General features: G+C 65.5%; 25 protein-coding genes and 1 tRNA gene. 14 read left to right on the forward strand and 12 right to left on the reverse strand.

The genetic code is table 11. The annotated features are described in order from the left end of the window. Positions 1-23: 23 nt before the first annotated feature. The 3 genes from pyrE (at position 24) to ACFQ00_RS02275 (ending at position 4,645) form a co-directional block, all read left to right on the forward strand. Entirely contained in the window at positions 24-542 is a 519-nt protein-coding gene (pyrE, locus tag ACFQ00_RS02265; RefSeq protein WP_381485568.1) for an orotate phosphoribosyltransferase, read from the forward strand. An 86-nt stretch (positions 543-628) separates the two neighbouring features. Then, positions 629-3,445, forward strand: a complete 2,817-nt coding sequence (polA, locus tag ACFQ00_RS02270) for a DNA polymerase I (protein WP_381485901.1) — start codon at positions 629-631, stop codon at positions 3,443-3,445. Between the two features lie 105 nt (positions 3,446-3,550). Next, the gene (locus tag ACFQ00_RS02275) at positions 3,551-4,645 is read left to right on the forward strand and encodes a PstS family phosphate ABC transporter substrate-binding protein (protein ID WP_381485571.1); all 1,095 of its coding nucleotides are present in this window, start codon (positions 3,551-3,553) and stop codon (positions 4,643-4,645) included. Between the two features lie 3 nt (positions 4,646-4,648). Here the strand turns inward: ACFQ00_RS02275 and ACFQ00_RS02280 are convergent, their stop codons facing one another. The 3 genes from ACFQ00_RS02280 to ACFQ00_RS02290 all read right to left on the reverse strand — a co-directional run bounded on the left by ACFQ00_RS02280 (position 4,649) and on the right by ACFQ00_RS02290 (position 5,900). Then, positions 4,649-4,939 (reverse strand): usg protein, encoded by a 291-nt coding sequence (locus tag ACFQ00_RS02280; protein WP_381485574.1) that lies wholly within the window; start codon positions 4,937-4,939, stop codon positions 4,649-4,651. 91 nt (positions 4,940-5,030) lie between these two features. Then, positions 5,031-5,118 (reverse strand) — tRNA-Leu (locus ACFQ00_RS02285). A gap of 29 nt (positions 5,119-5,147) precedes the next feature. Beyond that, a complete protein-coding gene (locus ACFQ00_RS02290; protein ID WP_381485577.1) occupies positions 5,148-5,900 on the reverse strand; it encodes a competence/damage-inducible protein A in 753 nt (250 codons plus the stop codon). 103 nt (positions 5,901-6,003) lie between these two features. Between ACFQ00_RS02290 and ACFQ00_RS02295 the strand changes: the two genes are divergently transcribed. Continuing rightward, positions 6,004-6,657, forward strand: a complete 654-nt coding sequence (locus ACFQ00_RS02295; RefSeq protein ID WP_381485581.1) for a murein L,D-transpeptidase catalytic domain family protein — start codon at positions 6,004-6,006, stop codon at positions 6,655-6,657. 9 nt (positions 6,658-6,666) lie between these two features. After that, positions 6,667-7,485, forward strand: a complete 819-nt coding sequence (gene map / locus ACFQ00_RS02300) for a type I methionyl aminopeptidase (RefSeq protein WP_381485584.1) — start codon at positions 6,667-6,669, stop codon at positions 7,483-7,485. Positions 7,486-7,516: 31 nt separating this feature from the next. On the opposite strand, the gene ACFQ00_RS02305 is transcribed toward map, so the two are convergent. Both ACFQ00_RS02305 and ACFQ00_RS02310 read right to left on the reverse strand, forming a co-directional pair. Then, the gene (locus ACFQ00_RS02305; RefSeq protein WP_381485904.1) at positions 7,517-7,972 is read right to left on the reverse strand and encodes a GNAT family N-acetyltransferase; all 456 of its coding nucleotides are present in this window, start codon (positions 7,970-7,972) and stop codon (positions 7,517-7,519) included. Further along, on the reverse strand, positions 7,972-9,114 hold the full coding sequence (locus ACFQ00_RS02310) for an aminotransferase class V-fold PLP-dependent enzyme (protein ID WP_381485587.1): 1,143 nt from the start codon (positions 9,112-9,114) through the stop codon (positions 7,972-7,974). The genes ACFQ00_RS02305 and ACFQ00_RS02310 overlap by 1 nt, the downstream gene beginning before the upstream one ends. Positions 9,115-9,190: 76 nt before the next feature. Between ACFQ00_RS02310 and radC the strand changes: the two genes are divergently transcribed. Together radC and purB are read left to right on the forward strand one after the other, a co-directional pair. Then, positions 9,191-9,883, forward strand: coding sequence for a RadC family protein (gene radC / locus ACFQ00_RS02315; RefSeq protein WP_381485589.1), 693 nt, complete (start codon positions 9,191-9,193; stop codon positions 9,881-9,883). A 56-nt stretch (positions 9,884-9,939) separates the two neighbouring features. Next, positions 9,940-11,241 carry an adenylosuccinate lyase gene (gene purB / locus ACFQ00_RS02320; RefSeq protein WP_381485592.1) on the forward strand — a complete coding sequence of 434 codons (1,302 nt, stop codon included), beginning with the start codon at positions 9,940-9,942 and terminating at the stop codon, positions 11,239-11,241. A 79-nt stretch (positions 11,242-11,320) separates the two neighbouring features. Here purB and ACFQ00_RS02325 read toward each other — a convergent pair whose 3' ends face one another. Together ACFQ00_RS02325 and ACFQ00_RS02330 are read right to left on the reverse strand one after the other, a co-directional pair. Continuing rightward, positions 11,321-12,157: a helix-turn-helix transcriptional regulator gene (locus ACFQ00_RS02325; protein ID WP_381485595.1), complete on the reverse strand. Its 837-nt coding sequence runs from the start codon at positions 12,155-12,157 to the stop codon at positions 11,321-11,323. Between the two features lie 88 nt (positions 12,158-12,245). Then, positions 12,246-13,178 (reverse strand): isopenicillin N synthase family dioxygenase, encoded by a 933-nt coding sequence (locus tag ACFQ00_RS02330; protein WP_381485597.1) that lies wholly within the window; start codon positions 13,176-13,178, stop codon positions 12,246-12,248. A 246-nt stretch (positions 13,179-13,424) separates the two neighbouring features. Between ACFQ00_RS02330 and ACFQ00_RS02335 the strand changes: the two genes are divergently transcribed. Continuing rightward, the gene (locus ACFQ00_RS02335; protein ID WP_381485600.1) at positions 13,425-14,735 is read left to right on the forward strand and encodes a M20 metallopeptidase family protein; all 1,311 of its coding nucleotides are present in this window, start codon (positions 13,425-13,427) and stop codon (positions 14,733-14,735) included. Here the strand turns inward: ACFQ00_RS02335 and gpmA are convergent. The 3 genes from gpmA to ACFQ00_RS02350 are packed head-to-tail and all read right to left on the reverse strand — an operon-like array spanning position 14,732 to position 17,193. After that, positions 14,732-15,421: a 2,3-diphosphoglycerate-dependent phosphoglycerate mutase gene (gene gpmA / locus ACFQ00_RS02340; RefSeq protein ID WP_381485603.1), complete on the reverse strand. Its 690-nt coding sequence runs from the start codon at positions 15,419-15,421 to the stop codon at positions 14,732-14,734. The two genes, ACFQ00_RS02335 and gpmA, sit on opposite strands and share 4 nt — an antisense overlap. Before the next feature lie 20 nt (positions 15,422-15,441). Next, a complete protein-coding gene (locus ACFQ00_RS02345) occupies positions 15,442-16,578 on the reverse strand; it encodes a M14 family metallopeptidase (RefSeq protein ID WP_381485605.1) in 1,137 nt (378 codons plus the stop codon). A gap of 21 nt (positions 16,579-16,599) precedes the next feature. Next, positions 16,600-17,193, reverse strand: coding sequence for a DUF4136 domain-containing protein (locus ACFQ00_RS02350; protein WP_374596268.1), 594 nt, complete (start codon positions 17,191-17,193; stop codon positions 16,600-16,602). 132 nt (positions 17,194-17,325) lie between these two features. Between ACFQ00_RS02350 and galE the strand changes: the two genes are divergently transcribed. After that, complete coding sequence (gene galE / locus ACFQ00_RS02355) at positions 17,326-18,315, forward strand: UDP-glucose 4-epimerase GalE (protein WP_381485610.1); 990 nt, start codon at positions 17,326-17,328, stop codon at positions 18,313-18,315. A 4-nt stretch (positions 18,316-18,319) separates the two neighbouring features. Here the strand turns inward: galE and ACFQ00_RS02360 are convergent, their stop codons facing one another. Next, positions 18,320-19,075: a metallophosphoesterase gene (locus ACFQ00_RS02360; RefSeq protein WP_381485613.1), complete on the reverse strand. Its 756-nt coding sequence runs from the start codon at positions 19,073-19,075 to the stop codon at positions 18,320-18,322. Positions 19,076-19,167: 92 nt separating this feature from the next. Here ACFQ00_RS02360 and ACFQ00_RS02365 point away from each other — a divergent pair, with 92 nt between their 5' ends. From ACFQ00_RS02365 to ACFQ00_RS02375, 3 genes are all read left to right on the forward strand, one after another. Further along, positions 19,168-19,491 carry a hypothetical protein gene (locus ACFQ00_RS02365; RefSeq protein WP_381485616.1) on the forward strand — a complete coding sequence of 108 codons (324 nt, stop codon included), beginning with the start codon at positions 19,168-19,170 and terminating at the stop codon, positions 19,489-19,491. A 71-nt stretch (positions 19,492-19,562) separates the two neighbouring features. Further along, positions 19,563-19,688, forward strand: a complete 126-nt coding sequence (ykgO, locus tag ACFQ00_RS02370; RefSeq protein ID WP_050599643.1) for a type B 50S ribosomal protein L36 — start codon at positions 19,563-19,565, stop codon at positions 19,686-19,688. Positions 19,689-19,738: 50 nt separating this feature from the next. Continuing rightward, on the forward strand, positions 19,739-20,329 hold the full coding sequence (locus ACFQ00_RS02375; RefSeq protein ID WP_381485907.1) for an HAD-IA family hydrolase: 591 nt from the start codon (positions 19,739-19,741) through the stop codon (positions 20,327-20,329). A 253-nt stretch (positions 20,330-20,582) separates the two neighbouring features. Here the strand turns inward: ACFQ00_RS02375 and pyk are convergent, their stop codons facing one another. After that, entirely contained in the window at positions 20,583-22,028 is a 1,446-nt protein-coding gene (gene pyk / locus ACFQ00_RS02380) for a pyruvate kinase (RefSeq protein ID WP_381485619.1), read from the reverse strand. A gap of 75 nt (positions 22,029-22,103) precedes the next feature. On the opposite strand from pyk, the gene ACFQ00_RS02385 reads away from it, so the two are divergent. Then, the gene (locus ACFQ00_RS02385; RefSeq protein WP_381485622.1) at positions 22,104-22,412 is read left to right on the forward strand and encodes a DUF1244 domain-containing protein; all 309 of its coding nucleotides are present in this window, start codon (positions 22,104-22,106) and stop codon (positions 22,410-22,412) included. Between the two features lie 72 nt (positions 22,413-22,484). Next, positions 22,485-22,727, forward strand: coding sequence for a DUF2312 domain-containing protein (locus tag ACFQ00_RS02390; RefSeq protein WP_374596279.1), 243 nt, complete (start codon positions 22,485-22,487; stop codon positions 22,725-22,727). Positions 22,728-22,841 lie beyond the last annotated feature (114 nt).

Genomic DNA, 22,841 nt, shown 5'->3' on the forward strand with positions numbered 1-22,841 from the left:
GGCGTTCCTGTATCAGGGCGCTCATGATCGATCCGACGCTCGCCGCCGACATTCGCGAAATCGCATCACTTCAGGGAACGTTCCGTCTCCGCTCCGGACAAATCTCTCGGACATACTTCGACAAGTATCGTTTCGAGGCCGACCCCGCCCTGCTCAGAAGAGTGGCGAACGAAATGCTTCCGCTGCTTCCGGCCGATACGGAAGTCCTCGCAGGTCTGGAACTCGGAGGCGTTCCGATTGCGACGGCCGTCTCGCTGGTAACCGGCCTCCCGGCTGCCTTTGTGAGGAAGGAAGCGAAAGAATATGGAACCTGTCTGGCTGTGGAGGGCGCCGACGTGCGCGGCAAACGGGTCGTCCTTATCGAGGATGTGATAACGACGGGCGGAGCGGTCGCCGACGCCGCGCGTCTGGTGAGCGCGGCCGGTGCCGACATCATCGGCGTCGTTTGTGCGATCTGGCGCGGGAACGGGAAGCCCGCGATCGCGGCGTTGCCGGACATGCCTGTAACGGCCGCGATGACAGCAGCCGATCTGGGCGGGTGATCGTCTGCCGCTGATCTGATCGCGTGATTGGCGTGGCCGTTACCCCGCCGCTCGCCAACGCGGCGCCCGCTTGCTACACGCACCTCATGACCGACGCCCCCCAGCATCTCTACCTCGTCGACGGGTCGAGCTTCATCTTCCGCGCCTATCACCGCCTGCCGCCGCTCACCGATCCCGAAGGCACGCCGGTCAATGCCGTGTTCGGCTTCACGGCGATGCTGTGGAAGCTGATCGAGGAGCTGAACCGCGGCGAGGGGCCGACGCATCTCGCCGTCATCCTCGATGCCTCGAAGCACAGCTTCCGCATGGAGTTGTACCCTGAATACAAGGCGAACCGGCCGGAGCCGCCCGAGGATCTGATCCCGCAGTTCCCGCTGATCCGCGATGCCGTGCGCGCCTTTTCGGTGCCCTGCATCGAGGAGATCGGCATCGAGGCGGACGACATCATCGCCGCCTATGCCGTGAAGGCGCGAGACGCCGGTATGAAGGTCACCATCGTCTCTTCGGACAAGGACCTGATGCAGCTCGTCGGCGGCGGCATCGACATGCTCGATACCATGCGCGACCTCCGCATCGACGTGGCGCATGTCGAGGAGAAGTTCGGTGTGCCGCCGGAGAAGGTCGGCGACGTTCTGGCGCTGATGGGCGACGCGGTCGACAACATTCCGGGCGTGCGCGGCGTCGGCCCCAAAACGGCAACGCAGCTCATCCAGGAATACGGCGACGTCGAGACGTTGATCGCCCGCGCCGGCGAGATCAAGCGCGACAAGCTGCGCGAGATGATTCAGTCGAGCGTCGACGATATCCGCATGTCGCGCGTGCTGGTCACGCTCAAGATCGATTGGCCGCTTCCCGAACCGATCGAGACCTTCGCGCTCAAGGATCCGCCGCACGAGCCGCTTTCGGCGTTTTTCAAGAAGCACGGCTTCCGCACGTTGCTCTCCAAGCTCGGCAAGCACGCGGCCGTGGAAGCGGCAGGCGGCGCGCCGGGTGCGGCGCTGCCCCCGCCCGACGCCTTCTCGCCGGCGCTGTTGCCCTTCGAGCACGACAAGTACGAGACCGTCGCGACGCTTGAGGTGCTCGACCGCTGGATCGCCGAGGCGTTCGCGGCAGGGACCGTCGCCGTCGATACCGAGACGGACAATCTCGATGCGATGCGCGCTAATCTCGTCGGCGTCAGCCTCGCGACCGCGCCGAACCGCGCCTGCTACATCCCGCTCGGCCATGTCGCGAGCGAGGGGCTGCTCGGCGAAACACCGGTGCAGGTGGACCGGGCGGAAGCGCTCGTCCGGCTGAAGCCGCTGCTCGAAGATCCCGCGACGCTGAAGGTCGGCCAGAACCTCAAGTACGACATGCTCGTGCTCGCGCGACAGGGCATCGGAATCGCGCCGTTCGACGATACGATGCTGATTTCCTACGCGCTCGATTCGGGCAAGGCGCTCGAAAACGGCGGCCCGATGGGCCATGGCATGGACGGGCTGTCTGAGCGGTTGCTCGGCCACAAGCCGATCCCGTTCAAGCAGGTCGCGGGCACGGGCAAGGCGCAGGTTACTTTCGACAAGGTGCCGCTCGACGCTGCCACGAAATACGCCGCCGAGGATGCCGATTGCACGCTTCGCCTCTGGCAGCACCTGAAGCCGCGCCTGTGGCGGGAGCATGTGACCGGTGTCTACGAAACACTCGAACGCCCGCTCGCCCCGGTGCTGATGCGCATGGAGCGGCGCGGCATCAAGGTGGATCGCGCGGCGCTCGCACGCCTTTCAGCGGATTATGCGCAGGGCCTTGAACGGCTCGAGGCGGAAATCCATACGCTTGCGGGCGGGCCGTTCAACGTCGCCTCTCCGCGCCAGCTCGGTGAGATCCTGTTCGAACAGATGGGCCTGCAGGGCGGCAAGAAGTCCGCCAAGACGGGTGCTTACTCCACGGACGTCGACGTGCTCGATCGCCTCGCCGGCGAAGGTGTCCCGATCGCGCAGAAGGTTCTGGATTGGCGCCAGCTCGCCAAGCTCAAGTCCACCTACACCGATACACTGCAGGAACAGATCAACCCCGAAACGGGCCGCGTCCACACCAGCTACGCGCTCGCCTCGACCACCACGGGGCGTCTCTCCTCCACTGATCCCAACCTCCAAAACATCCCCGTCCGCACGGAAGAAGGCCGCAAGATTCGCGACGCCTTCGTGCCGGAAGCGGGCAATGTCCTGCTCTCGGCGGACTACAGCCAGATCGAGCTGCGTCTGCTCGCCGAGATCGCCGAGATTCCGCAGCTCCGGCAGGCGTTCGCGGACGGACTCGACATTCACGCCATGACTGCGTCCGAGATGTTCGGCGTGCCGATGGCGCAGATGACGCCGCTCGTCCGCCGCCAGGCGAAGGCGATCAACTTCGGCATCATCTACGGCATCTCGGCGTTCGGCCTCGCGCGCAACCTCGGCATCGATCGCGGCGAGGCGGGCGATTACATCAAGCGCTACTTCGAGCGCTTCCCGGGCATCCGCGATTACATGGAGCGCACCAAGATGGGCGCGCGCGACATCGGCTATGTCGAAACATTGTTCGGCCGCCGCATCCACACCCCGCTCATCAAGTCCTCGAACCAGGCCGAGCGTGCCTTCGGCGAGCGCGCTGCGATCAACGCGCCGCTACAGGGCACGGCGGCGGACATCATCCGCCGCGCGATGATCCGCATCGAAGACGCGCTGGAGGCGGAAAGCCTCGCCGACGCACGGATGCTGCTGCAGGTGCACGACGAACTCGTCTTCGAGGTTCCCGTGGACAAGGCGGCCGCGGCCGGCGCCATCATCAAGCGCGTGATGGAGGAAGCCTGCGCACCCGTCGTTGAAATGACCGTCCCGCTCGTCGTCGAGGTCGGCACCGGCCAAAACTGGAACGCCGCCCACTGATTGGCACTGTAACGGTTCCGCCATTTCACTGTCACCAAAGCGTCATCGAACGCGCCTAGGGGCGGCGTCAGAAACAGGTCGTCCTTGAAGCGGAGACGGAATCCCATGCGCATCACCAGCCTTGCTCTTGCCGGTATCGGTCTTCTGGCGCTCGCCGCCTGCGATTCGTCCCCCGCGCCCACGCCGCCGCAGGGCGGTGACACGGCGGCGACTGGCGGCATCAATGTCTCCGGTCCCGCGCTCCGCATCGTCGGTTCGTCCACCGTCTACCCGTTCACCACGGCGGTCGCCGAGAACTTCCGCCGCAAGTATCCGGCGGCGGCCGCGCCGATCGTCGAGTCGACCGGCACCGGCGGCGGCATCAAGCTGTTCTGCGGCGGTGTCGGTACGCAGCACCCGGATGTCGCCAATGCCTCGCGGCGCATCAAGAAGAGCGAGGTCGAGCTTTGCAACGCGAACGGCGTCAAGCAGATCGTCGAGGTTCAGGTCGGTCTCGACGGCATCGCGATCGCGCAGTCGAAGTCCGATGCGCATCTCGACGTGACGCCCGCGCAGATCTTCCTCGCGCTTGCCGCCACGAAGCCGGACGGTTCGAAGAACACCGTCACCACCTGGAACCAGATCGATCCAAAGCTCCCCAACCGCAAGATCGAAGTGCTCGGCCCGCCGCCGACCTCGGGCACGCGCGATGCCTTCAACGAGCTCGTGATGGAGGCGGGCTGCTCCACCTTCCCGAACCTCAAGGCGCTGAAGGACTCGAACGAGGACGAATACAAGACGCGCTGCACCAAGCTCCGCGAGGACGGCATCTATGTGGAAGCCGGCGAGAACGACAATCTCATCGTCCAGAAGCTCGTCGCCAACCCCACCGCGGTCGGCATCTTCGGCTACTCCTATCTTGAAGAGAACCTCGACAAGATCGAAGGCGTGAAGATGAACGGCATCGCGCCGGAATACGAAGCGATCGCGAGCGGCGCTTATCCGGCCTCACGTCCGCTCTACATCTACGTGAAGGGCGAGCACGCTCGTGCGAAGCCCGCGCTCGCGGTGTTCCTGCAGGAATATACGAGCGAGGCGGCGTTCGGGCCGGAGGGCTATCTCAAATCGCGCGGCCTCATCGCCGAGCCGGATGCCGAGCGCAAGGCGAGCGCCGCCGCGGCTGCCGCGCTGACCCCGCTCGATATCACCGCGCTCAAATAGGCGTCAGTTCAGCCTGAGTTCGTGGTCGACAAAGCGGTATTCGGCCGGGCGGAGCGATGCGCCGTGCATGATCCGCACCGAATGCAGCATTCCGTCGATACTGTGCGACCAGAAATCGAGGAACCGGATCAGCCGCGGAAAGCGCGGCGCCATGTCCAGCGTCTGCCACGTGAAGCTCTGCAGCACGTGCGGGTGATCCGGCATATGGTAGAGGATATCGGCGGTCAGCGGGCGCCAGTCCTGCATCTGCCGGACGAAATCGCCATCAACTCCGTGCGGTACGTCATCGTGCATCGCAAGTTCCTTCCCTGTGGAACCCAGGCACAGGGAATCATGCCGTCACACGACTGTAAATATCCTTAACGGGCGGAGTGAAAACCGTCGCTGGTGCCCACGGCCGGGATCGAACCGGCACGCCTGAAACAGGCGAGGGATTTTAAGTCCCTTGCGTCTACCAATTCCGCCACGTGGGCCGCTGCGGTCTTCGGCGTGCCTAGCGCCTCTAGATGGCGCCGTCGAGGGGCTGGTGCCCGGCGGCGGACAGTGCGTCCATCAGGCGGGCAGCGGCGTCGTCGAGCGCGGCCTGCTCGCGGCTGCGGATGACGAAGTTTGCGCCGATCTTGCCTTCGCGCCAGAAGGGATAGCTGCCGATCTGGATGCCGGGTTTTTCCCGCTCCACAGCGATCAGAATCTCGGAAACGCTGCTCTCCGGCACCCAGGCGCCCACCGTCCGGTCGAGCACGGGAAGCCCGCCTTCGAGCTTGCCGTCGAGTCCCGCGAGCATCCCCTGCGTGATCTTGGGTACCCCCGCGAGCATGAAGACGTTGCCGATGCGGATGCCCGGCGCGCCCGAAACCGGGTTTTCGATGAGGTCGGCGCCTTCCGGGACGCGGGCCATGCGCAGCCGCGCCTCGGTGATGCGCTCGCCGTAGTATCGGCGCAGCATGGCCTCGGCCTCCGGGTGCAGCACGACCGGTACGCCGAGAGCCTCCGCGACGGCATCGACGCTGATGTCGTCGTGCGTCGGCCCGATGCCGCCGGTGGTGAACACATAGTCGCATTGGGCGCGGCAGGCATTGACGGCAGCGACGATGGCACCCATCTGATCGGGAACGACACGCGCTTCGACGAGCTGGATTCCCTGAATGTTAAGCCATTTCGCGAGATAGGCGAGGTTGGCGTCCTGGGTTCGGCCGGAGAGAATCTCGTCGCCGATGACGATGAGTGCGGCGGTCCAGATGCGGGTTTCAGCCATGCCGCTATCCGTAGCCGCAGCGGCAAACAGGGTAAAGCGTGATGGCACGGTGCCGCGTCGCCGTTGCCGGATCGGGCCGGTTTAGGGTATTCGGAGCGACGACATGATCGGGATTCTCACCTTTGCCCTGCTGGCGGCCCCTGCGCCGAAGGCCGTGACGCTGGACGCAAACGTGCGCCGCGCCGCGCTCGATGTCGTCTCCTGTGCGCAGGCGTCGGGCATCGGCAAGGCGGCGCGCAGCGTCACCATCATCGATTACGGCCGCGCCTCGCTGGAGCCGCGCCTCTGGGTCATCGATTTGAAGACGGGTGCCGCGCTCGTGCAGGAATATGTCGCGCACGGCCGCAACTCGGGTGAGAATCGCACGACGAGTTTTTCGAACGCGATGAACTCGCACCAGTCGAGCCTCGGCCTGTTCGTCACCGCCGAGACCTATACGGGCTCGAATGGCTATTCGCTGCGCATGGACGGGCTGGTGCCGGGCATCAACGATGCGGCGCGCGATCGCGCCATCGTCATGCACGGCGCACCGTATGTGAATCCCGAAGCAGGCGCGAAGCAGGGCCGGCTTGGGCGCAGCTGGGGTTGCCCGGCACTGCGCAGCGCGGTCGCGCAGGGTGTCATCGATCTCATCAAGGGCGGCAATTTCGTTTTCGCCTGGCATCCGGACAAGGATTGGGTCGGGGCGTCGCCCTATGGCAAGTGCGTCGTCGCCATGAAAGATCGTCCGGCTGGCGCCAGCCGGACCGCGCGTTAGGATAGGTTCATGGATATGGAAGTTTCAGACGTCATTCTCGATGCGTCCGGCATCAAGCTGCACGGACCCGATGCGTTCGAAGGGATGCGCCGCGCGGGCCAGCTCGCCGCGGCGGCGCTCGATATGCTGGTGCCGCACGTCGTGCCCGGCGCCCGCACGATCGATCTCGATACGATGGTGTACGAGTTCGTGCGCGAGCGTGGCGGCGTCCCCGCCACCGTGTTCTACAAGGGCTACAGCCATTCGAGCTGCATCAGCATCAACCATGTCGTCTGCCACGGCATCCCGAGCGCGAAGCGGCTGGTGAAGGGCGACATCGCCAACATCGACATCACCGTGATCGTCGACGGCTGGCACGGCGACACGAGTCGCATGTTCCTCGTCGGCGACGTTCCGCTGAAGGCGCGCCGTCTCGTCGACATCACCTATGAATGCCTGATGCGTGGCATCGCGGCGGCGAAGCCGGGCAACCGCCTCGGCGATATCGGCCACGCCATCCAGTCTTATGCCGAGGAGCAGCGCTGCGGCATCGTCCGCGATTTCTGCGGGCACGGTCTCGGCCGCATGTTCCACGATGAGCCGAGCGTCGTCCATGTCGGCAAGCCCGGGCGCGGCGTGCTGCTTAAGCCGGGCATGTTCTTCACGATCGAGCCGATGATCAACCTCGGCCGCGCCGACGTGAAGGTGCTCGACGACGGCTGGACGGCGGTGACGCGCGACCGCTCGCTCTCCGCGCAGTTCGAGCATTCGATCGGCATCACCGAAACCGGCTGCGAGCTTTTCACGAAATCTCCCGCCGGTCTCGATCACCCGCCCTACGCGGCCTGAGCGAAACGCCCCTCCTCTTCAGCGGGAGGTTTTACAGCTCCAGCGTCATGCAGACGCTGTAGGGGTCTTCGCGGTAGTCACCGAACGGCGGGCACAGCGTGAAGCCGCGGCTCGCATAGAGCAGCCGTGCCGCATCGAACGCGGCGGGCGTGCCCGTTTCGAGGCTGAGCCGCGTGTAACCGCGCCGCCGTGCCTCTTCGATGATGTGGTCGAGCATGACTGTCGCGACCCCGCGTCGGCGATAGCGCTCGTCGGTCCGCATCGATTTGATCTCGCCGTGCTGCGGATCGAGTTCGCGCAGCGCGCCGCAGCCCAGAAGCACGCCTTCGTCCCACACCGTCCAGAAGGTGATATCGGGCGCGCGCAGTGCGTCGAGATCGAGAGCGTGCACGCTCTCGGGCGGCGAATGGCGGTGCATCTCGTCGAGATGCGCCTGCAGCAGCGCGGCGATTTCCGGGCCTTGCAGATCGTCGCGGCGAATCTCCATCACCCAAGCGCCTCCCTCAGCACCGCGATCAATCGGTCGCAGTCCGCATCGTCGTTGTAGAGGTGCGATGTTACACGCAGCGAACGGCCGCGCAGCGAGACGAACACGTTCTCGGCGGCCAACCGCTCCGGCAGCCCGATGGGCACGTCTCCCGGAAAGCCGAGCGATAGGAAATGCGGCGCGCGCGTTTCCGGATCGGGCGCGAGAAGGCCGATGCCGCGCGCCGCCTTGCCAAGCGCGAGGTTCCGGCTCCCGAGCGTTTCGGCGATGTTCGCGATGCCCCAGCCGAGCAGCATGTCGATGGCGGCGGCGGCACCCATCAAAAGCGGCGGGTTCGCCTTCTCGCCCACGTCGAAGCGGCGCGCGCCGGGCTGGAAATCGTTGCGATAGTCGACAAGCCGCGAAAAATCCTCGCTACCGCCGCGGTTCATCCAGTTGTGCTCGATCGGCGTGCCGCCCTGATGCTTCGGCGCGACATACAGCATACCGATGCCATAGGGCCCCATCGCCCACTTGTAGCACGCGGCGACCATGAAATCGGGCTGCACGCTGTCCGCATCGAACGGCAGCGCTCCGAGCGACTGCGTGAGATCGAGCACGAGCGCGGCCCCCGCCTTGCGGCACGCCGCGCCCACGGCATCAAGATCGACAAGGCCGCCGTCCGCCCAGTGGCAGTTCGGCACGGCGACGAGCCCCGTGTCCGGGCCAATCGCGGCGAGCACTGCGGGTGTCCACGCCTCTCCGGCTTCGCGCTTCACGGTCACGATGCGCGCGCCGCACGCGATGGCGTGTTCGCGCCATATGTAGAGGTTGGAGGGGAACTGGTCGGCGAGCACCACGATCTCCTGCCCGCGCCGGAGCGGAAGGTTCCGCGCCGCGACCGCAAGCCCGTAGCTGACCGAGGGAACGACGGCGAAATCGTCGGGACTACCGCCAGCGAGCGCGGCGAACCGGCTGCGCGCCGCCTCGGTGTGCGTGAAGAAATCGGCGGGGCGGTACGTCCACGGCGCGGCCTTCAGCGCCATGCCCTTGCCGGCGGCGGCGCTGACCTCGCGCGCAAGCGGCGACATGTAGGCGCAGTTCAGATAGGCGACCTCGCGCGGAATATCGAAACGGTCGCGCTGGCAGGGGATCAGGCTCATGTTTCTTTTAAGCCAGAACGCCTTGGCGCCCGCAAGGGACTGGCCTTCGCGCCCGGCTTGCGGCTAGCCTCGTTTCATGGCCGATACGGACTCCGATTCGGGCGCTGATACCGGTCACCGCGCCCGGATGCGCGCACGCATCCTGCAGGGCGGGGGTGACGCCTTCCATGATTACGAGCTGCTCGAATATCTTCTCGGTCTTGCGATCCCGCGGCGCGACACCAAGCCGCTTGCGAAAGCCCTGATCGCGCGCTTCCAGTCGTTCGCCGCGGTGATTTCGGCAGAGCCGCGCGATCTGAAGCGCGTGGCGGGTGTCGGCGATGCCGTGATCGCGACGCTCGGTTTCGTGCGCGCCGCCGCGCTTCGGCTGCAGCGCGCGAACGTCTACGGAAAGCCTGTGCTTGCCGGCTGGCAGGCGCTGCTCGATTATCTCCATGCCGACATGGCGCACCTGGGGCGTGAACGCTTCCGCGTGCTGTTCCTCGATTCGCGAAACGTGCTCATCGCAGACGAAGCGATGTCGGACGGCACCGTGAATCAGACCTCGGTTTACGTGCGCGAAGTGATCCATCGCGCGCTCGATCTGGGCGCCACTGCGCTGATCCTTGTCCACAATCACCCCTCGGGCGACCCGAAACCGAGCCGGGATGACATCCAGCTCACCAACCACGTCCGCGACGCGGCACGCGTGCTCGGCATCCAGCTCCACGATCATATCGTCATCGGGCGTGAAGGCCACGCCAGCTTCAAAGCGCTCGGCCTTCTCTAAGGCTGGAAACCGCGCGCCCCGTCTGCTACCCGCGCGGCCCTGACAGGAGCCCACGCATGATTCCACGCTACAGCCGCCCCGAGATGACGACGATCTGGGAACCGGAAACCCGTTTCCAGATCTGGTTCGAGATCGAGGCGCACGCCATGGACGCGCTCGCCGAGCTTGGCGTGGTGCCGAAGGATGCGGCGAAGGCGGTGTGGGAACGCGGCGGCTTCGATGTGGCGCGCATCGACGAGATCGAGCGCGAGGTGAAGCACGATGTGATCGCCTTCCTTACCAGCCTTGCCGAGCATGTCGGCGAGGAGGCGCGCTTCGTCCACCAGGGCATGACGAGTTCGGACGTGCTCGATACCTGCCTCAACGTTCAGCTCGTGCGCGCCGCAGACCTCATCATCGCCGATCTCGATGCGCTGCTCGCCGCGATCAAGCGCCGCGCGCTCGAACACAAGATGACCCCCACGATGGGCCGCAGCCACGGCATCCATGCCGAGCCGACCACCTTCGGCCTCAAGCTCGCGCAGGCCTATGCCGAGTTCGAACGCTGCCGCGCGCGCATGGTCGCGGCGCGCGAGGAAGTCGCCACCTGCGCCATCTCGGGCGCGGTCGGCACGTTCGCGAACATCGATCCGCGCGTCGAGGAGCATGTCGCGAAGGCGATGGGGCTGACGGCGGAACCGGTCTCGACGCAGGTGATCCCGCGCGATCGTCACGCCATGTATTTCGCGACGCTCGGCGTCGTCGCTTCGTCGGTCGAGCGGCTGGCGGTGGAGATCCGCCACCTGCAGCGCACTGAGGTGCTGGAGGCGGAGGAATATTTCTCGCCCGGCCAGAAGGGCTCGTCGGCGATGCCGCACAAGCGCAACCCCGTGCTCACCGAGAACCTCACCGGCCTTGCCCGCCTTGTGCGCGGCTATTCGATCCCGGCGATGGAAAACGTCGCACTCTGGCACGAACGCGACATCTCGCACTCGTCCGTCGAGCGCATGATCGGGCCGGACGCAACGGTCACGCTCGATTTCGCGCTCGTCCGGCTCACCGGCGTCGTCGACAAGCTGCTCATCTACCCCGAGCGGATGCAGAAGAACCTCGACAAGATGGGCGGGCTCATCCACTCGCAGCGCGTGCTGCTGGCGCTGACGCAGGCAGGCGTGAGCCGCGAGGATTCCTACCGGCTCGTGCAGCGCAACGCGATGAAAGTGTGGGATTCGGACGGGCAGCTCCAGCTCCTCGACCTGCTCAAGGCTGACCCGGACGTGACCGCGCGGCTTTCGAATGCGGAGCTCGAAGGTCTGTTCGATCTTGGCTACCACTTCAAGCACGTCGACACGGTCTTCCGGCGCGTTTTCAGCGAATAAGTCCTTGTAAAATAGGATTTATGCTGCCAGCCAAGCTGCTGGCGGCGCATTGGCCTCCACTTCGCCCACTTATCGCTTGTCAGAAGCGGTGGTGCTTGCGCTCCTGTCGAAGCTGGATGCCGGCGTCGAGCAGCGGTGTCGGCGTACGTTCGAACTCGGCGGGCGTCATGCCGATGAAGTGTTTGAACTCGCGCGTGCGGTGCGACTGGTCGAAGTAGCGCAGCGCAGCGAGATACTCGTCATCGGGATCGCCAAGGCCGCGCATGGCGGCGGCCATGTCGAGAAAGCGGCTGCGGCGCATCACGGTTTTGGGCGTGTGACCGAAATGCGTCGTGGAGAGGCGTTCGAGCTGGCGCGACGAGATGCCGAGCTGGTCGGCAAGGTCTTCCACACGCGTCGCGCTGTCGAGGCGGGCGACGCTTTCGAGGTGCTGCATGGCGCTGTTGACGCGCTCGGGCGCTTTCAGTTGCGCGGTGATCGCATCCTCGCAGATCGCGATGATGCTGTCGTCGTCGGTCAGCTTCGCAACCGCCGCGAGCCGCATCTCGGCCTCCTCGCCCCACACGTCGGCGAGCCGGACCATGCGGTCCGCGAAGTTGGAAGCAGGATGCTCCGAAAGCGCGCGCCAGGCCGAGGGGCGGAGCGCGATGCCGACGATGAAGAACGGCCCGCGTACGCGCACCTTGAACGGCCGCGCGTTGGCGCCGAAGAACAGCACGTCGCCCGGCCGCTCCCAGCGTCCCGGCGCGATCTCCGCCGCCCAGTCGCCGGTGATGAGGATGCGGACGAACGCGGTTTCGGCGAGCAGCCGGTCCACCATGACGAAATCGTCAGGGAGCGGTGCCCGGAATACATAGTGGCGCGCGATATAGGGCGCGAGGTGCGACGAGGGAGCATAGTTGCGCGACTGCAGCATGAATGGCTCTTCCGGCTCAATTCTTATACTCAGGGCAACTGATTACGAGCACGTATTGTTCCGCCCCCGCAAGTAAAATCCGGCGAATTCAGAGAAGCCGTATCTCCCGAAGCCGCTGCAGCAAGTAGGCGTTGGCGGTGATGCCTTCGGGGTAACGATCCGGATTGGCCGCGGTGACACAACCCGGCAGCGTCTCGATCCGGTAGTCGGGCGCGAAGTGGAGGAAGAAGGGCATCGAATAGCGCGCGCGCCCCGCGGCGGGCCCCACGGGGTTCGCCACGCGGTGCGTGGTCGAGGGCAACACATGATTGGTCAGCCGCTGGAGCATGTCGCCGATGTTCACGACGAGCGCCCCTTCGGGCGGGCTCACCGGCAGCCAGGAACCGTCGCGGTTCAGCAGTTCGAGCCCGGCTTCCTCGGCGCCGAGCAGCAGCGTGATGACGTTGATGTCTTCGTGCGCGGCGGCACGGATGCCGCTCGGTGCGGCGGGTTGCGGCGGGTAGTGCAAGAAGCGCAGCACGCTGTTGCCATCGCGCGTCGGGTCCGCAAAAAAGGCGTCCGGCAGGTTGAGCCCGATGGCGATGGCTTCGAGCAGCCGCGCACCGGCCGCCTCGAACGCCGCGAAGATGCCCATCGCTGCCTCGCGGAAGCCCGCAACCTCGGGCCACACGTTCGGCGGCATGTCGGTGGCATAAGGGTGACCGGCGGGAAGCTCACGGCCGACGTGCCAGAACTCCTTCTGATCGACCTCCGCGGCGTCCTTGGCAGCCTCGATGCCGAACGGCGTATAGCCGCGCGCGCCGCCCGTGCCGGGAATATGCCATTGCCGCTTCACGGCGTCGGGCAGTGCGAACAGGCGCCGCGCCGCGGCGTCGGCCGCGCGTATGGTTTCAGCCGGAATGCCGTGATCGGTCACGACGCCGAAACCGTACGTCCTGAAATCGTGCATCAACCGCTGCGAAAAATCAGCCGGGCGGCCCGCCATCGAAACGGGGCTCAAACTCTCGGCGGTTACCGTCATCTCGCAGGCTCGAATGCAATTTTCACGCTGGAAATCCTAGCGCGACGGGAACCGCTTGTCGCCTGCGGTGTTGTGTCATCTGACTCGCGTGATTTCTGCCCCCAACGCACGCGGGTCACCCTGCCCGAAGGAGTGGGCCGCGTCGGCTTCATGCCGGCGCGGCCCTTTCCATATAAGGCGCGGGCCTTTCAAAAGGACTTTTGCCGAAGCGGTCGCTAGGGTTCCCCTTCGAACAGGGAGAAGCCGATGCGCCGTTTCGTTGCCGCCGCCGTTTTCATGGGCCTCGCCGGGCCTGCCGCCGCCGATACGCTCACCGATGCTGTCGCGGCCGATACCCCGTATCTGGTGGCGCTCTACACGCATCTGCACGCCAATCCCGAAGTGTCGTTCCAGGAGGTGGAAACCTCGGCGCGCATGGCGGCGGAGCTGAAGAAGGCTGGATTCACGGTCACGACCGGAGTCGGCAAGACCGGCGTGGTCGCGGTGCTGAAGAACGGCGACGGGCCGGTGGTGATGCTTCGCGCGGACATGGACGGGCTTCCCGTCACCGAGGAAACCGGCCTGCCCTATGCCAGCAAGAAGACCATTCAGGTTCCAGGTGTCGGCACCTCCGGCGTGATGCACGCCTGCGGCCACGATATCCACATGACGAGCATGATCGGTACGGCGCGGCGGCTCGCGGCGACGAAGGCCGAATGGTCGGGCACGCTCGTCGTCATCATGCAGCCCGCCGAGGAGCGCGGCGGTGGCGCACGCGACATGCTGGCGGACGGACTCTACGCGCGCTTTCCGAAGCCGGCGCACGTCATCGGTCTTCATGATAGCGCCACACTGCCCGCAGGCACGCTCGGCATTTCGGACGGCTACGTGATGGCGAACGTCGATTCGGTGGATATCGAGGTGAAGGGCAAGGGCGGACACGGCGCCTATCCGCACACGACGAAAGACCCGATCGTGCTCGCAAGCCGGATCGTCGGTGCATTGCAGACGCTCGTCAGCCGCGAGCTCGATCCGCAGACGCCCGCCGTGGTGACGGTCGGCGCGTTCAACGCGGGCACCAAGCACAACATCATTTCGGATGGCGCACACCTGCAACTCACGGTGCGCAGCTATTCGGACGAGACGCGGCAGTACCTGATCGATGGCATCAAGCGTATCGTGCGGGGCGACGCGATCGCGGCCGGAATGCCGGACGAACTGATGCCTGTCGTCATCGTTGCCGACGAGTTCACACCCGCCACTTACAACACGCCGACGCAGACGGAGGCGCTCAAGACCGCCTTTATCGCGCGCTTCGGCGCGGACAAAGTGAAGCCCTATAAACCCGAAATGGGCGGTGAGGATTTCAGCCGCTATTACCGCGAGGACAAAAGTATCGAGAGCACGCTGTTCCGCGTCGGTGCGGTCAAGCAGTCGACCTATGATGCGGCGGGCGGCGATCCGACGAAGCTGCCGTCGCTCCACTCGTCTAAATTCGCGCCCGATCCCGAGCCGACGATCCGCACCGGCGTCGAGGCGATGGTGACGGCGGCGCGGACGGTGCTCGGCAAGCGCTAGGCGCGATCTTTCAGGTAGTAGCGCTCGATCTCCTTGAGGTCGGCGTCGAGTTCGTAGACGAGCGGCTGGCCGGTCGGGATTTCGAGCGTGGGGATTTCATCGTCCGAGATGCCCGAGAGGTGCTTTACGAGCGCACGCAGGCTGTTGCCGTGCGCGGAGATCACCACGCGCTCGCCCGCCTTCAGGCGCGGGGCGATAGCGGCTTCCCAATAGGGCAGCACGCGGGCGATCGTGTCTTTCAGGCTCTCGGTGCGTGGCACGGCGATGCCTGCGTAGCGACGGTCTTTCGAAACGTCGAACGGACTGTCCGCTTCAAGCTCCGGCGGCGGAATGTCGAAGCTGCGGCGCCAGATGTGCACCTGCTCGGCGCCCACCTTGTCGATCATCTCCTGCTTGTTGAGCCCGGTGAGGCCGCCGTAGTGGCGCTCGTTGAGCCGCCAGTCCTTGGTGACGGGCAGCCAGAGACGGCCCATCTCCTCCAGCACGAGATTGAGCGTCTTGATCGCGCGGGTCTGCAGGCTCGTGAAACAGGTGTCGAAATCGAAACCGGCGCCGGCGAGAAGCTGTCCGGCGGCGCGGGCTTCGGCGGCGCCCTGTTCGGTGACGTCGACATCCCACCAGCCGGTGAAGCGGTTTTCAAGGTTCCAGGCCGACTGGCCGTGGCGCAGCAGTACGAGACGGGGCATTGTTCAAATCCTGATGAGGGTCAGCGGAGTTGGGGAAGCACTTCGAGCGCGGCGGCGAGGCAGTCGCGCCCCAGCGCCTTCGAACGCGCGGGCGACCAGCCATAAACGGCGTCCGGCGCGACGTTCGCGTCCTTGAACGGCATTTCGAGCGTCATCGACAGGCAGCCGAAACGCTCGGCGAGCGCGTTGGTGGCGACAGTGAGGTTGGCCTTGCCGGGCGCCGGGATTTCGTAGCCGTCGACGGTCTGGAAGTCCGGCGAGATGCGATCGAGAATGGCGATGAACGCCGCCAGCCGGTCGGTCATCGCCGGTGTGATCGAGGGAATGCCCTCGAACCCCGCGATGAAGTTGTTGGGGATCGCCTCATCGCCGTGGACGTCGAGCACGAAGTCGGGCTTGTCGCGGTCCATGCGTGCGAGCACCGAAAACACCTCGGGGCTGCGTTCGAGCGAGGGCGTCGCCCATTCGCGGTTGAGGTTCACGCCGACGGCGTTCGTGCGCAGGTGGCCTCTGCGGGAGCCGTCCGGGTTCATGTTGGGAACGATGCGGAGTGTCGCTTTCGCACGGAGTGCGCGTGCCACCGGGTCCGCCGGGTCGATCAGGCGTTCGAGCGCGCCTTCCATCCACCATTCGGCCATCGTCTCGCCGGGGTGCTGGCGGGCGATGAACCACAGGTTCACGGGACCGTCGCCGATTGTCAGCAGGTCCATGTCCTGCCCGTCGAGCGTCTTGCCGATCACCTCGCTCGTCACGCCCGGGGCGCTGCCGATACGGGCGACGAGGTCGTTGTGCCGCTCCATGCTGTAGGGCGCGAAATAGGCGATCCAGACGCTGTCTTCCTCCGGCGTCAGCCGGATGGTGAGCGTGCCGCCGTCCGCGGCTTTGTCATAGGCGGTGTCAGCACGGCACCAGTCGCTGCGGTCGTAGGAGACGACCGCGCGGTAATCCGGCCAGCCGCCCGGATAGGCGGAGGCTTCGAGGCCCACGAGGCGGATGATGCAGGCCGCGCCGCGCACGCCCGAGAGGCGGAAATAGAACCACTGCGCGAACTCCGACATGTGATCGCGCGGGATGGTGAGCACGATGTCGTCCGCGCGCTCGGCACGTGTGACGGCGATATTGCCGCCGTCGAAGGCGGCGGAAACGGTGACGGCCATGAAACTCCTGTAGAGCAGAGCTTACTGGGATTTGTATGTCACCGTTTGGCCCGACGTGCCCGGAAAGTCACGCAAAAGTGCATCGGCGAGCGCGGGCATGGCCGCCGCGAGCGGCCCGTAGCGCGTCGTGCTGCCCGCCTCGGCAACCGCACGGCCTTCCCAGAGCACGCTCTTGTCGGAGGTCCGCTCGATCTTGAGCGCGAGCATGTTGATCGCGGTTTCCTTCGTCTTCTTCTCGCCGATGCCGAAGCTGGTGCCGAGCCCGACGCCGACGTTCTTGCCGAACGTGCCGCCGCCGATGCCGATGGTGACGGGAGAGCCGCCGCCGACGCCTTCACGCGTCGTCTGCCCATAGGCGAGCACGCCGATATATTCCGCGCCTTCACGTCCCGATGCGAGCGAGAAGCCGTGCTCGGCAAGCTCCGCGTTGACGGCGGATGCGTAGTTCTGGAATTCGAGCGTCCCGGCTGCGGTCTTCTCGAGTGGTTCGAGGTAGATGCTGCCGCGCAGCCCGGGCTGCGTCATGTGGAAGCGCGTGACGTCGGCCTCGAAACGGTTGGTGGTGCAGGCGGCGAGAAGTGCGAGCGCGGTGAGCGCAAGGGCCTGTTTCTGCATTGCGGTTCCCCTGAAACGATTGTGCAATCCTATCGCATCATCCTGTAGCTTCACAGCTTTCTTATGCCTGAACGGCTTGCCGGGCCGCCTGTGTCCGCATATCGGGCAAGAGCGCAGACAGGAGTGGCAAGGATGGTATCGGTTCTGGTGACGGGCGGCGCGGGGTATATCGGCAGCCATGCGGTGCTGGCGCTGAAAGACGCAGGCCACCAGGTCTCGGTGATCGACAATCTCGTCACGGGTTTCCGCTGGGCGGTGCCGGAGGACGTGCCTTTCTACGAAGGCAATGTCGCCGACGAGGCGCTGCTGGACCGGATCGTCGCCGAGCAGGGCATCACGGCGATCATGCACTTCGCGGGCTCGGTCGTCGTGCCCGAATCAGTGAGCGATCCGCTCAAATACTATCGCAACAACACGGCCGCGAGCCGCACATTGATCGAATCGGCGGTCAGGAACGGCGTGAAGCACTTCATCTTCTCGTCGACCGCGGCGGTGTACGGCATTCCCGACCACACGCCGGTGGACGAGGAAACGCCGCGCGTTCCGATCAACCCTTACGGCACCTCCAAGCTGATGACGGAGTTCATGCTGGCGGACGTCGCGGCCGCGCACCCGATCAACTACGCGGCATTGCGCTACTTCAACGTCGCGGGCGCGGACCCGGCGGGTCGCACCGGCCAGTCGACGGCGGGTGCGACGCATCTCATCAAGGTCGCGGTCGAAGCGGCGACCGGCAAACGCTCGCACGTCTCGGTGTTCGGTACGGACTATGCGACGCCCGACGGCACCGGCGTGCGCGACTATATTCATGTCAGCGATCTCGCCGCCGCGCATGTGCTGGCGCTCGGCTGGCTCGAAGAACGGCCGGAGGAATCGGTGACGCTCAACTGCGGTTACAATCGCGGCTTCTCGGTGCTGGAAGTGCTGGACGCGGTGGAGCGTGTCTCCGGCCGCAAGATCGAACGACACATGGAACCGCGCCGCGCGGGTGATCCCGACGCACTTGTGGCCGAGAACGCGAAGATTCTGGACACTTTCCGCTGGCAGCCGCGCAACGGCAACCTCGATACGATCGTCACCCATGCGCTCGCGTGGGAGGAGAAGCTCGCCGCGCGCGGCTGACCGGTCAGGTCGAAAGAAAACGGCGCGAGTCGCCTTCGAGTACCATCGCGGTCAGGCGGCCGGTAGCGTAGGCGCCTGTGTCGATGCCGGTGCGGTTCGCCTGCGCGTCGACATCGCGCGTGATCGAATGGCCGTGGACGACGTGGAAGCCGTGGTCACCCTTGTGTTCGAGGAAGGCTTCGCGAATCCAGATGAGGTCGCGTTGGCGCTGCTCCTCCACCGGCACGCCGGGCCGGATGCCGGCATGGACGAACAGATAGTCGCCAGCGCGGCGCATGAGTTCGAACGATTCAAGAAGCTCGATGTGGGTACGCGGCATCATCTCGCGCAGCGCGCCGAGCGCGGCCGCCTCGTCGTCGCCGAAGGCGAGTGCAGCAGGGAGGCCGTAGCTCGCCAGCGTCTCGCGCCCGCCATGCTTCAGCCAGCTGGGATAAAGCGATTCGTCCTCGCGCGGACGGCCACTGACGAGGTGCGCGAGAATCGATTCGTGATTGCCCTTGAGCAGCGTCCAGCGCTGGCCAGTGGGCGGACCCTCCGCAAGCCGGTCGAGCACCGCGGCGGACGCGTTGCCGCGATCCACGTAGTCGCCGAGGAAAACGATCTCCGAATCGCCGCTCCAGCCCGCGAGATCGGCATCGATCTGGCCGAGCAGCGTGTCCATCAGGTCGCGGCGGCCGTGAATGTCGCCGATCGCATAGAGGCGCAGGCCCTCTGGCAGGCGGTCGGTGCGTTTCGGCCGGGATCGGAAGCGGGACAGCATTGCGCCCATGTAATGCACGCGCCGCTGCGGGCAAGCCGGTGCGGCGTGCGGCCTCTTGTCCGCCCGGCCGCGGCACCACACATCAGACTTCTATGAAAACGGTCTCGGCCCAGTGGGAAGCCACCATCCTGATCTGCAGGAAGTGCTCCAGAAAGCTTGGCGGAGGCTTCGGGAAAAACGGCCGGAAATCGCTGGCAAAAGCGCTTCGGGCCAAGGGAATCGGCGGCAAGGGCCGCAAGGCTGGCGTCGGCATCGCCGAAGTCGGCTGTCTCGATATCTGCCCGAAGAACGGCGTGGTCGCCATGAACGCCGCAAACCCGGGCACGTGGCTGATCGTGCCGAAGGGCGCTGACATCGACAAGGTCGCCGAGCGTCTGGGGTTCGGCGATGACCGGGGCGCAAGCCGGAAGCCTTGACTTCGAAAGGTTTGCCCCGTAGGGACGCGCGCTCTTGAACAGCACCAGAATCAGTTTCGCAGGCGGAAAACATGAAGATCCGGAACAGCCTCAAGTCCCTGAAGGGACGTCATCGCGATTGCCGCGTCATCCGCCGCCGCGGCCGCACCTATGTGATCAACAAGACGAATCGCCGCTTCAAGGCGCGCCAGGGTTAGTCTTCGCGGCTGATCTTCCGCTGAAAGCCGAAGCTTCGATCGACGCCGTCATCTTCGATGTCGGCGGCGTTCTTTATCACTGGCATCCGCGCTACCTCTACGAAAAGCTGATCCCGGACCGGGAGCGGCTCGAATGGTTCTGCGCCAATGTCGTGACCCCGGAATGGCATTTCCAGCACGACGCCGGGCGGCCCGCCGCCGAAACCACCGCTGAACTCGTCGCGGCCTTCCCCGAGGAACGCGCGCTCATCGAAGCCTATGTGCCGCGCTGGCTGGAAACGCTGCCGGGGCCGGTGGATGGCATGATCGAACTGGTGCACGCGCTCGCCGACCGGGGCGTGCCGCTCTACGGCATCACCAACTTCTCGCATGAGTTCTGGCCCCGATTCGCCTCAACCGAGCCGGCGTTCGCACGCTTCCGCGACATCATCGTGTCGGGCGAGGAACGGCTGGTGAAGCCTGATGCCGCCATTTTCGCGCTGGCGAAGCGCCGCTTTCCGGTGGACCCGGCGCGCGCGTTGTTCATCGACGACCGCGACGACAATATCGCCGCCGCGGAAGCGGCAGGCTATCGCGGTCACGTGTTCACCAGTGCGGACCGGGCGAGGGCCGCGCTGACGGCGCTCGGGATCTCGCTCTGAGGTTGGCAGGGCGGCCCCGCGACCGCGGGTGCTGCGATCAGAATCGGTGTCGCGAACAGCGCAAGTCCTGCTGATCCCACACCAAGCAACAGCAGGTCGCCGTGAAGTTTTCGCATGATGAAACGTCCCGAAATCGTGCCTTATGGTGCACGGCTACAGGGCGGCCGTCATATAAGCGTCAAAATGAAAACGACGGGGGCGAAACAATTTCCTGCGTGTGTGTTTCCACGCGCGGCGATTGACTTTCCGCGGCCTATTTCCGGCTCTTGAGTTCGTCGCCTGTAAGTCTCGCGATGTGGAGTACGTTTGTGGACCCCGGTGTGCCGAAGGGCACGCCGGCCATGATGATGATGCGGTCGCCGCTGCCCGCCACACTCGCGCGCAGTGCCATGCGTTTCGCCTTGCTCACCATTTCCTCGAAATCGTTCACATCGCGCGTGTGCACGGCATGGACGCCCCACAGCAGGCCGAGCTGGCGCGCCGTCGCGAGCTTCGGTGTCAGCACCAGCAGCGGCACGTTGATGCGTTCGCGGCTGGCGCGCCGCGCCGTGGAGCCGGAGGTGGTGAAGCAGCACACCGCGCGTGCCGATATGGTCCCGGCGATCTGCCCCGCCGCGCCCGAAAGCGCGTCGGCCGTCGTTGGTTCGAGCAGTGTTTCGGTGAAATGCACGCGCCGTGCGTGCTCGGGATCGGTTTCGACCGCGCTCGCAATCGCATCCATCATCCGCACGGCTTCCACGGGCCATGCGCCTGCCGCCGATTCGGCGGAGAGCATCACGGCGTCGGCACCGTCGTAAACGGCGTTGGCGACGTCGCTCACTTCGGCACGCGTCGGCGTCGGCGAGGTGATCATCGATTCGAGCATCTGGGTCGCGACCACGACCGGACGCCCCGCTTTGCGCGCGGCCTGCACGATGCGCTTCTGCGCCATCGGCACGGCCTCGGGCGGCATCTCGACGCCAAGATCGCCGCGCGCGACCATCACCGCGTCGGCGATTTCCAGAATCTCGCTCAGGCGGTCGAGCGCCTGCGGCTTCTCAATCTTCGCGAGAAGCTGCGCCCGGCCACCGATCAGCCGCCGTGCTTCCGCAACGTCCTCCGGGCGCTGCACGAAGCTCAGCGCCACCCAGTCCACGCCCGCGTCGAGCGCGAAATCGAGATCGCGGCGGTCCTTCTCGGTGAGCGCGGCGAGGGGCACGACGGCGTCGGGGACATTGAGGCCCTTGTTTGAGGAGAGGCGCCCACCCACGGCAACCTCCGTCTCGATTGCGTCGGGCGTCACCGCGAGAACGCGCAGCGCCACCTTGCCGTCGTCGATGAGCAGGCGTTGGCCTGGCTCGGTGACGCCGAAGATTTCCGGGTGCGGCAGGAAGGCGCGCGTCGTGCTGCCCGGTGTGTCGTGCCGGTCGAGCGTGAAACGCTGTCCATTCTTCAGTTCCACGGGCGCGTCGAAGCGGCCGATGCGGATTTTCGGTCCCTGCAGGTCGGCAAGGATCGTCATCGGGCGCGACGTTTCGCGTTCGAGCGCGCGGATGTGGCCGACGACCTCGGTGTGGCCCTCGTGCCCACCGTGGCTCATGTTGAGCCGGAAGGCATCCGCTCCGGCGAGATAAAGCGCCCGAATCTGTTCGTAGCTGCTCGATGCAGGTCCGAGTGTTGCGAGGATGCGGACCTTGCGGCGGCGCGGCTCTATCTTCATGTGACCCCTTCGTAGTGCTTGCGCGCGGATATCCCTAGAGCGTTACGGTTTCGGGTGCAAAGACAGGAGAAGAAGATGGCCATCGACGACAGCGTTCGGACCGAAATGGAAGCGGCAGCGTTCCGGCGGTTGGTCGAACACCTCCGGCACCGCACCGATGTGCAGAACATCGATCTGATGGGCGTCGGCGGCTTCTGCCGCAACTGCCTCGGCGACTGGCTGCGCGAGGCGGGCGAAGCGCGCGGCGTCACGCTCGGCAAGGACGAAGCGCGCGCACTTGTCTACGGCATGGATCCGGCGGAGTGGAAGGCGAAGCACCAGACGGAGGCGAGCGCGGAGCAGATGCGCCGCATGGACGAAAGCGTCGCGAAGAACGCGCACTGACCTGCCTTGCGGAGTTGGAGCGGGCGACTTACGAACCCCGACCGATTTCTTCATCCATGATTCGAGGCAGGCATGACCGACAACGTATCCGTCGAACAACTCCGTCTTTTCATCGAGCGCATCGAGCGTCTTGAAGAGGAAAAGAAGGGCATCGCCGACGACATCAAGGACGTCTACCTCGAAGCCAAGAGCCAGGGCTTCGATCCCAAGACGATGAAAACCATCGTGCGCCTGCGCAAGATGGACAAGAACGCGCGCCAGGAAATGGAAGCGCTGCTCGATACGTACAAGGCGGCGCTCGGCCTCGAGGTCTGACGCCGCGCGTGGCCCGCGCGTCCCATCGCGGGACGCGTGGAGCGCCGACTGTCCCGATTCGAGCCGGAATGCCGGTGCCGAAAAGTTATCGACTTCAATAAAATCAATGACTTG

This window comes from Sphingosinicella xenopeptidilytica (assembly GCF_042676985.1).
Taxonomy (GTDB): Bacteria; Pseudomonadota; Alphaproteobacteria; order Sphingomonadales; family Sphingomonadaceae; genus Sphingosinicella; species Sphingosinicella xenopeptidilytica.

Coding starts and splice junctions, on each gene's coding strand:
- pyrE (WP_381485568.1), top strand. CDS start 24: ATGATCGATCCGACGCTCGCCGCCGACATTCGCGAAATCGCATCACTT.
- polA (WP_381485901.1), top strand. CDS start 629: ATGACCGACGCCCCCCAGCATCTCTACCTCGTCGACGGGTCGAGCTTC.
- ACFQ00_RS02275 (WP_381485571.1), top strand. CDS start 3,551: ATGCGCATCACCAGCCTTGCTCTTGCCGGTATCGGTCTTCTGGCGCTC.
- ACFQ00_RS02280 (WP_381485574.1), bottom strand. CDS start 4,939: ATGCACGATGACGTACCGCACGGAGTTGATGGCGATTTCGTCCGGCAG.
- ACFQ00_RS02290 (WP_381485577.1), bottom strand. CDS start 5,900: ATGGCTGAAACCCGCATCTGGACCGCCGCACTCATCGTCATCGGCGAC.
- ACFQ00_RS02295 (WP_381485581.1), top strand. CDS start 6,004: ATGATCGGGATTCTCACCTTTGCCCTGCTGGCGGCCCCTGCGCCGAAG.
- map (WP_381485584.1), top strand. CDS start 6,667: ATGGATATGGAAGTTTCAGACGTCATTCTCGATGCGTCCGGCATCAAG.
- ACFQ00_RS02305 (WP_381485904.1), bottom strand. CDS start 7,972: ATGGAGATTCGCCGCGACGATCTGCAAGGCCCGGAAATCGCCGCGCTG.
- ACFQ00_RS02310 (WP_381485587.1), bottom strand. CDS start 9,114: ATGAGCCTGATCCCCTGCCAGCGCGACCGTTTCGATATTCCGCGCGAG.
- radC (WP_381485589.1), top strand. CDS start 9,191: ATGGCCGATACGGACTCCGATTCGGGCGCTGATACCGGTCACCGCGCC.
- purB (WP_381485592.1), top strand. CDS start 9,940: ATGATTCCACGCTACAGCCGCCCCGAGATGACGACGATCTGGGAACCG.
- ACFQ00_RS02325 (WP_381485595.1), bottom strand. CDS start 12,157: ATGCTGCAGTCGCGCAACTATGCTCCCTCGTCGCACCTCGCGCCCTAT.
- ACFQ00_RS02330 (WP_381485597.1), bottom strand. CDS start 13,178: ATGACGGTAACCGCCGAGAGTTTGAGCCCCGTTTCGATGGCGGGCCGC.
- ACFQ00_RS02335 (WP_381485600.1), top strand. CDS start 13,425: ATGCGCCGTTTCGTTGCCGCCGCCGTTTTCATGGGCCTCGCCGGGCCT.
- gpmA (WP_381485603.1), bottom strand. CDS start 15,421: ATGCCCCGTCTCGTACTGCTGCGCCACGGCCAGTCGGCCTGGAACCTT.
- ACFQ00_RS02345 (WP_381485605.1), bottom strand. CDS start 16,578: ATGGCCGTCACCGTTTCCGCCGCCTTCGACGGCGGCAATATCGCCGTC.
- ACFQ00_RS02350 (WP_374596268.1), bottom strand. CDS start 17,193: ATGCAGAAACAGGCCCTTGCGCTCACCGCGCTCGCACTTCTCGCCGCC.
- galE (WP_381485610.1), top strand. CDS start 17,326: ATGGTATCGGTTCTGGTGACGGGCGGCGCGGGGTATATCGGCAGCCAT.
- ACFQ00_RS02360 (WP_381485613.1), bottom strand. CDS start 19,075: ATGCTGTCCCGCTTCCGATCCCGGCCGAAACGCACCGACCGCCTGCCA.
- ACFQ00_RS02365 (WP_381485616.1), top strand. CDS start 19,168: ATGAAAACGGTCTCGGCCCAGTGGGAAGCCACCATCCTGATCTGCAGG.
- ykgO (WP_050599643.1), top strand. CDS start 19,563: ATGAAGATCCGGAACAGCCTCAAGTCCCTGAAGGGACGTCATCGCGAT.
- pyk (WP_381485619.1), bottom strand. CDS start 22,028: ATGAAGATAGAGCCGCGCCGCCGCAAGGTCCGCATCCTCGCAACACTC.
- ACFQ00_RS02385 (WP_381485622.1), top strand. CDS start 22,104: ATGGCCATCGACGACAGCGTTCGGACCGAAATGGAAGCGGCAGCGTTC.
- ACFQ00_RS02390 (WP_374596279.1), top strand. CDS start 22,485: ATGACCGACAACGTATCCGTCGAACAACTCCGTCTTTTCATCGAGCGC.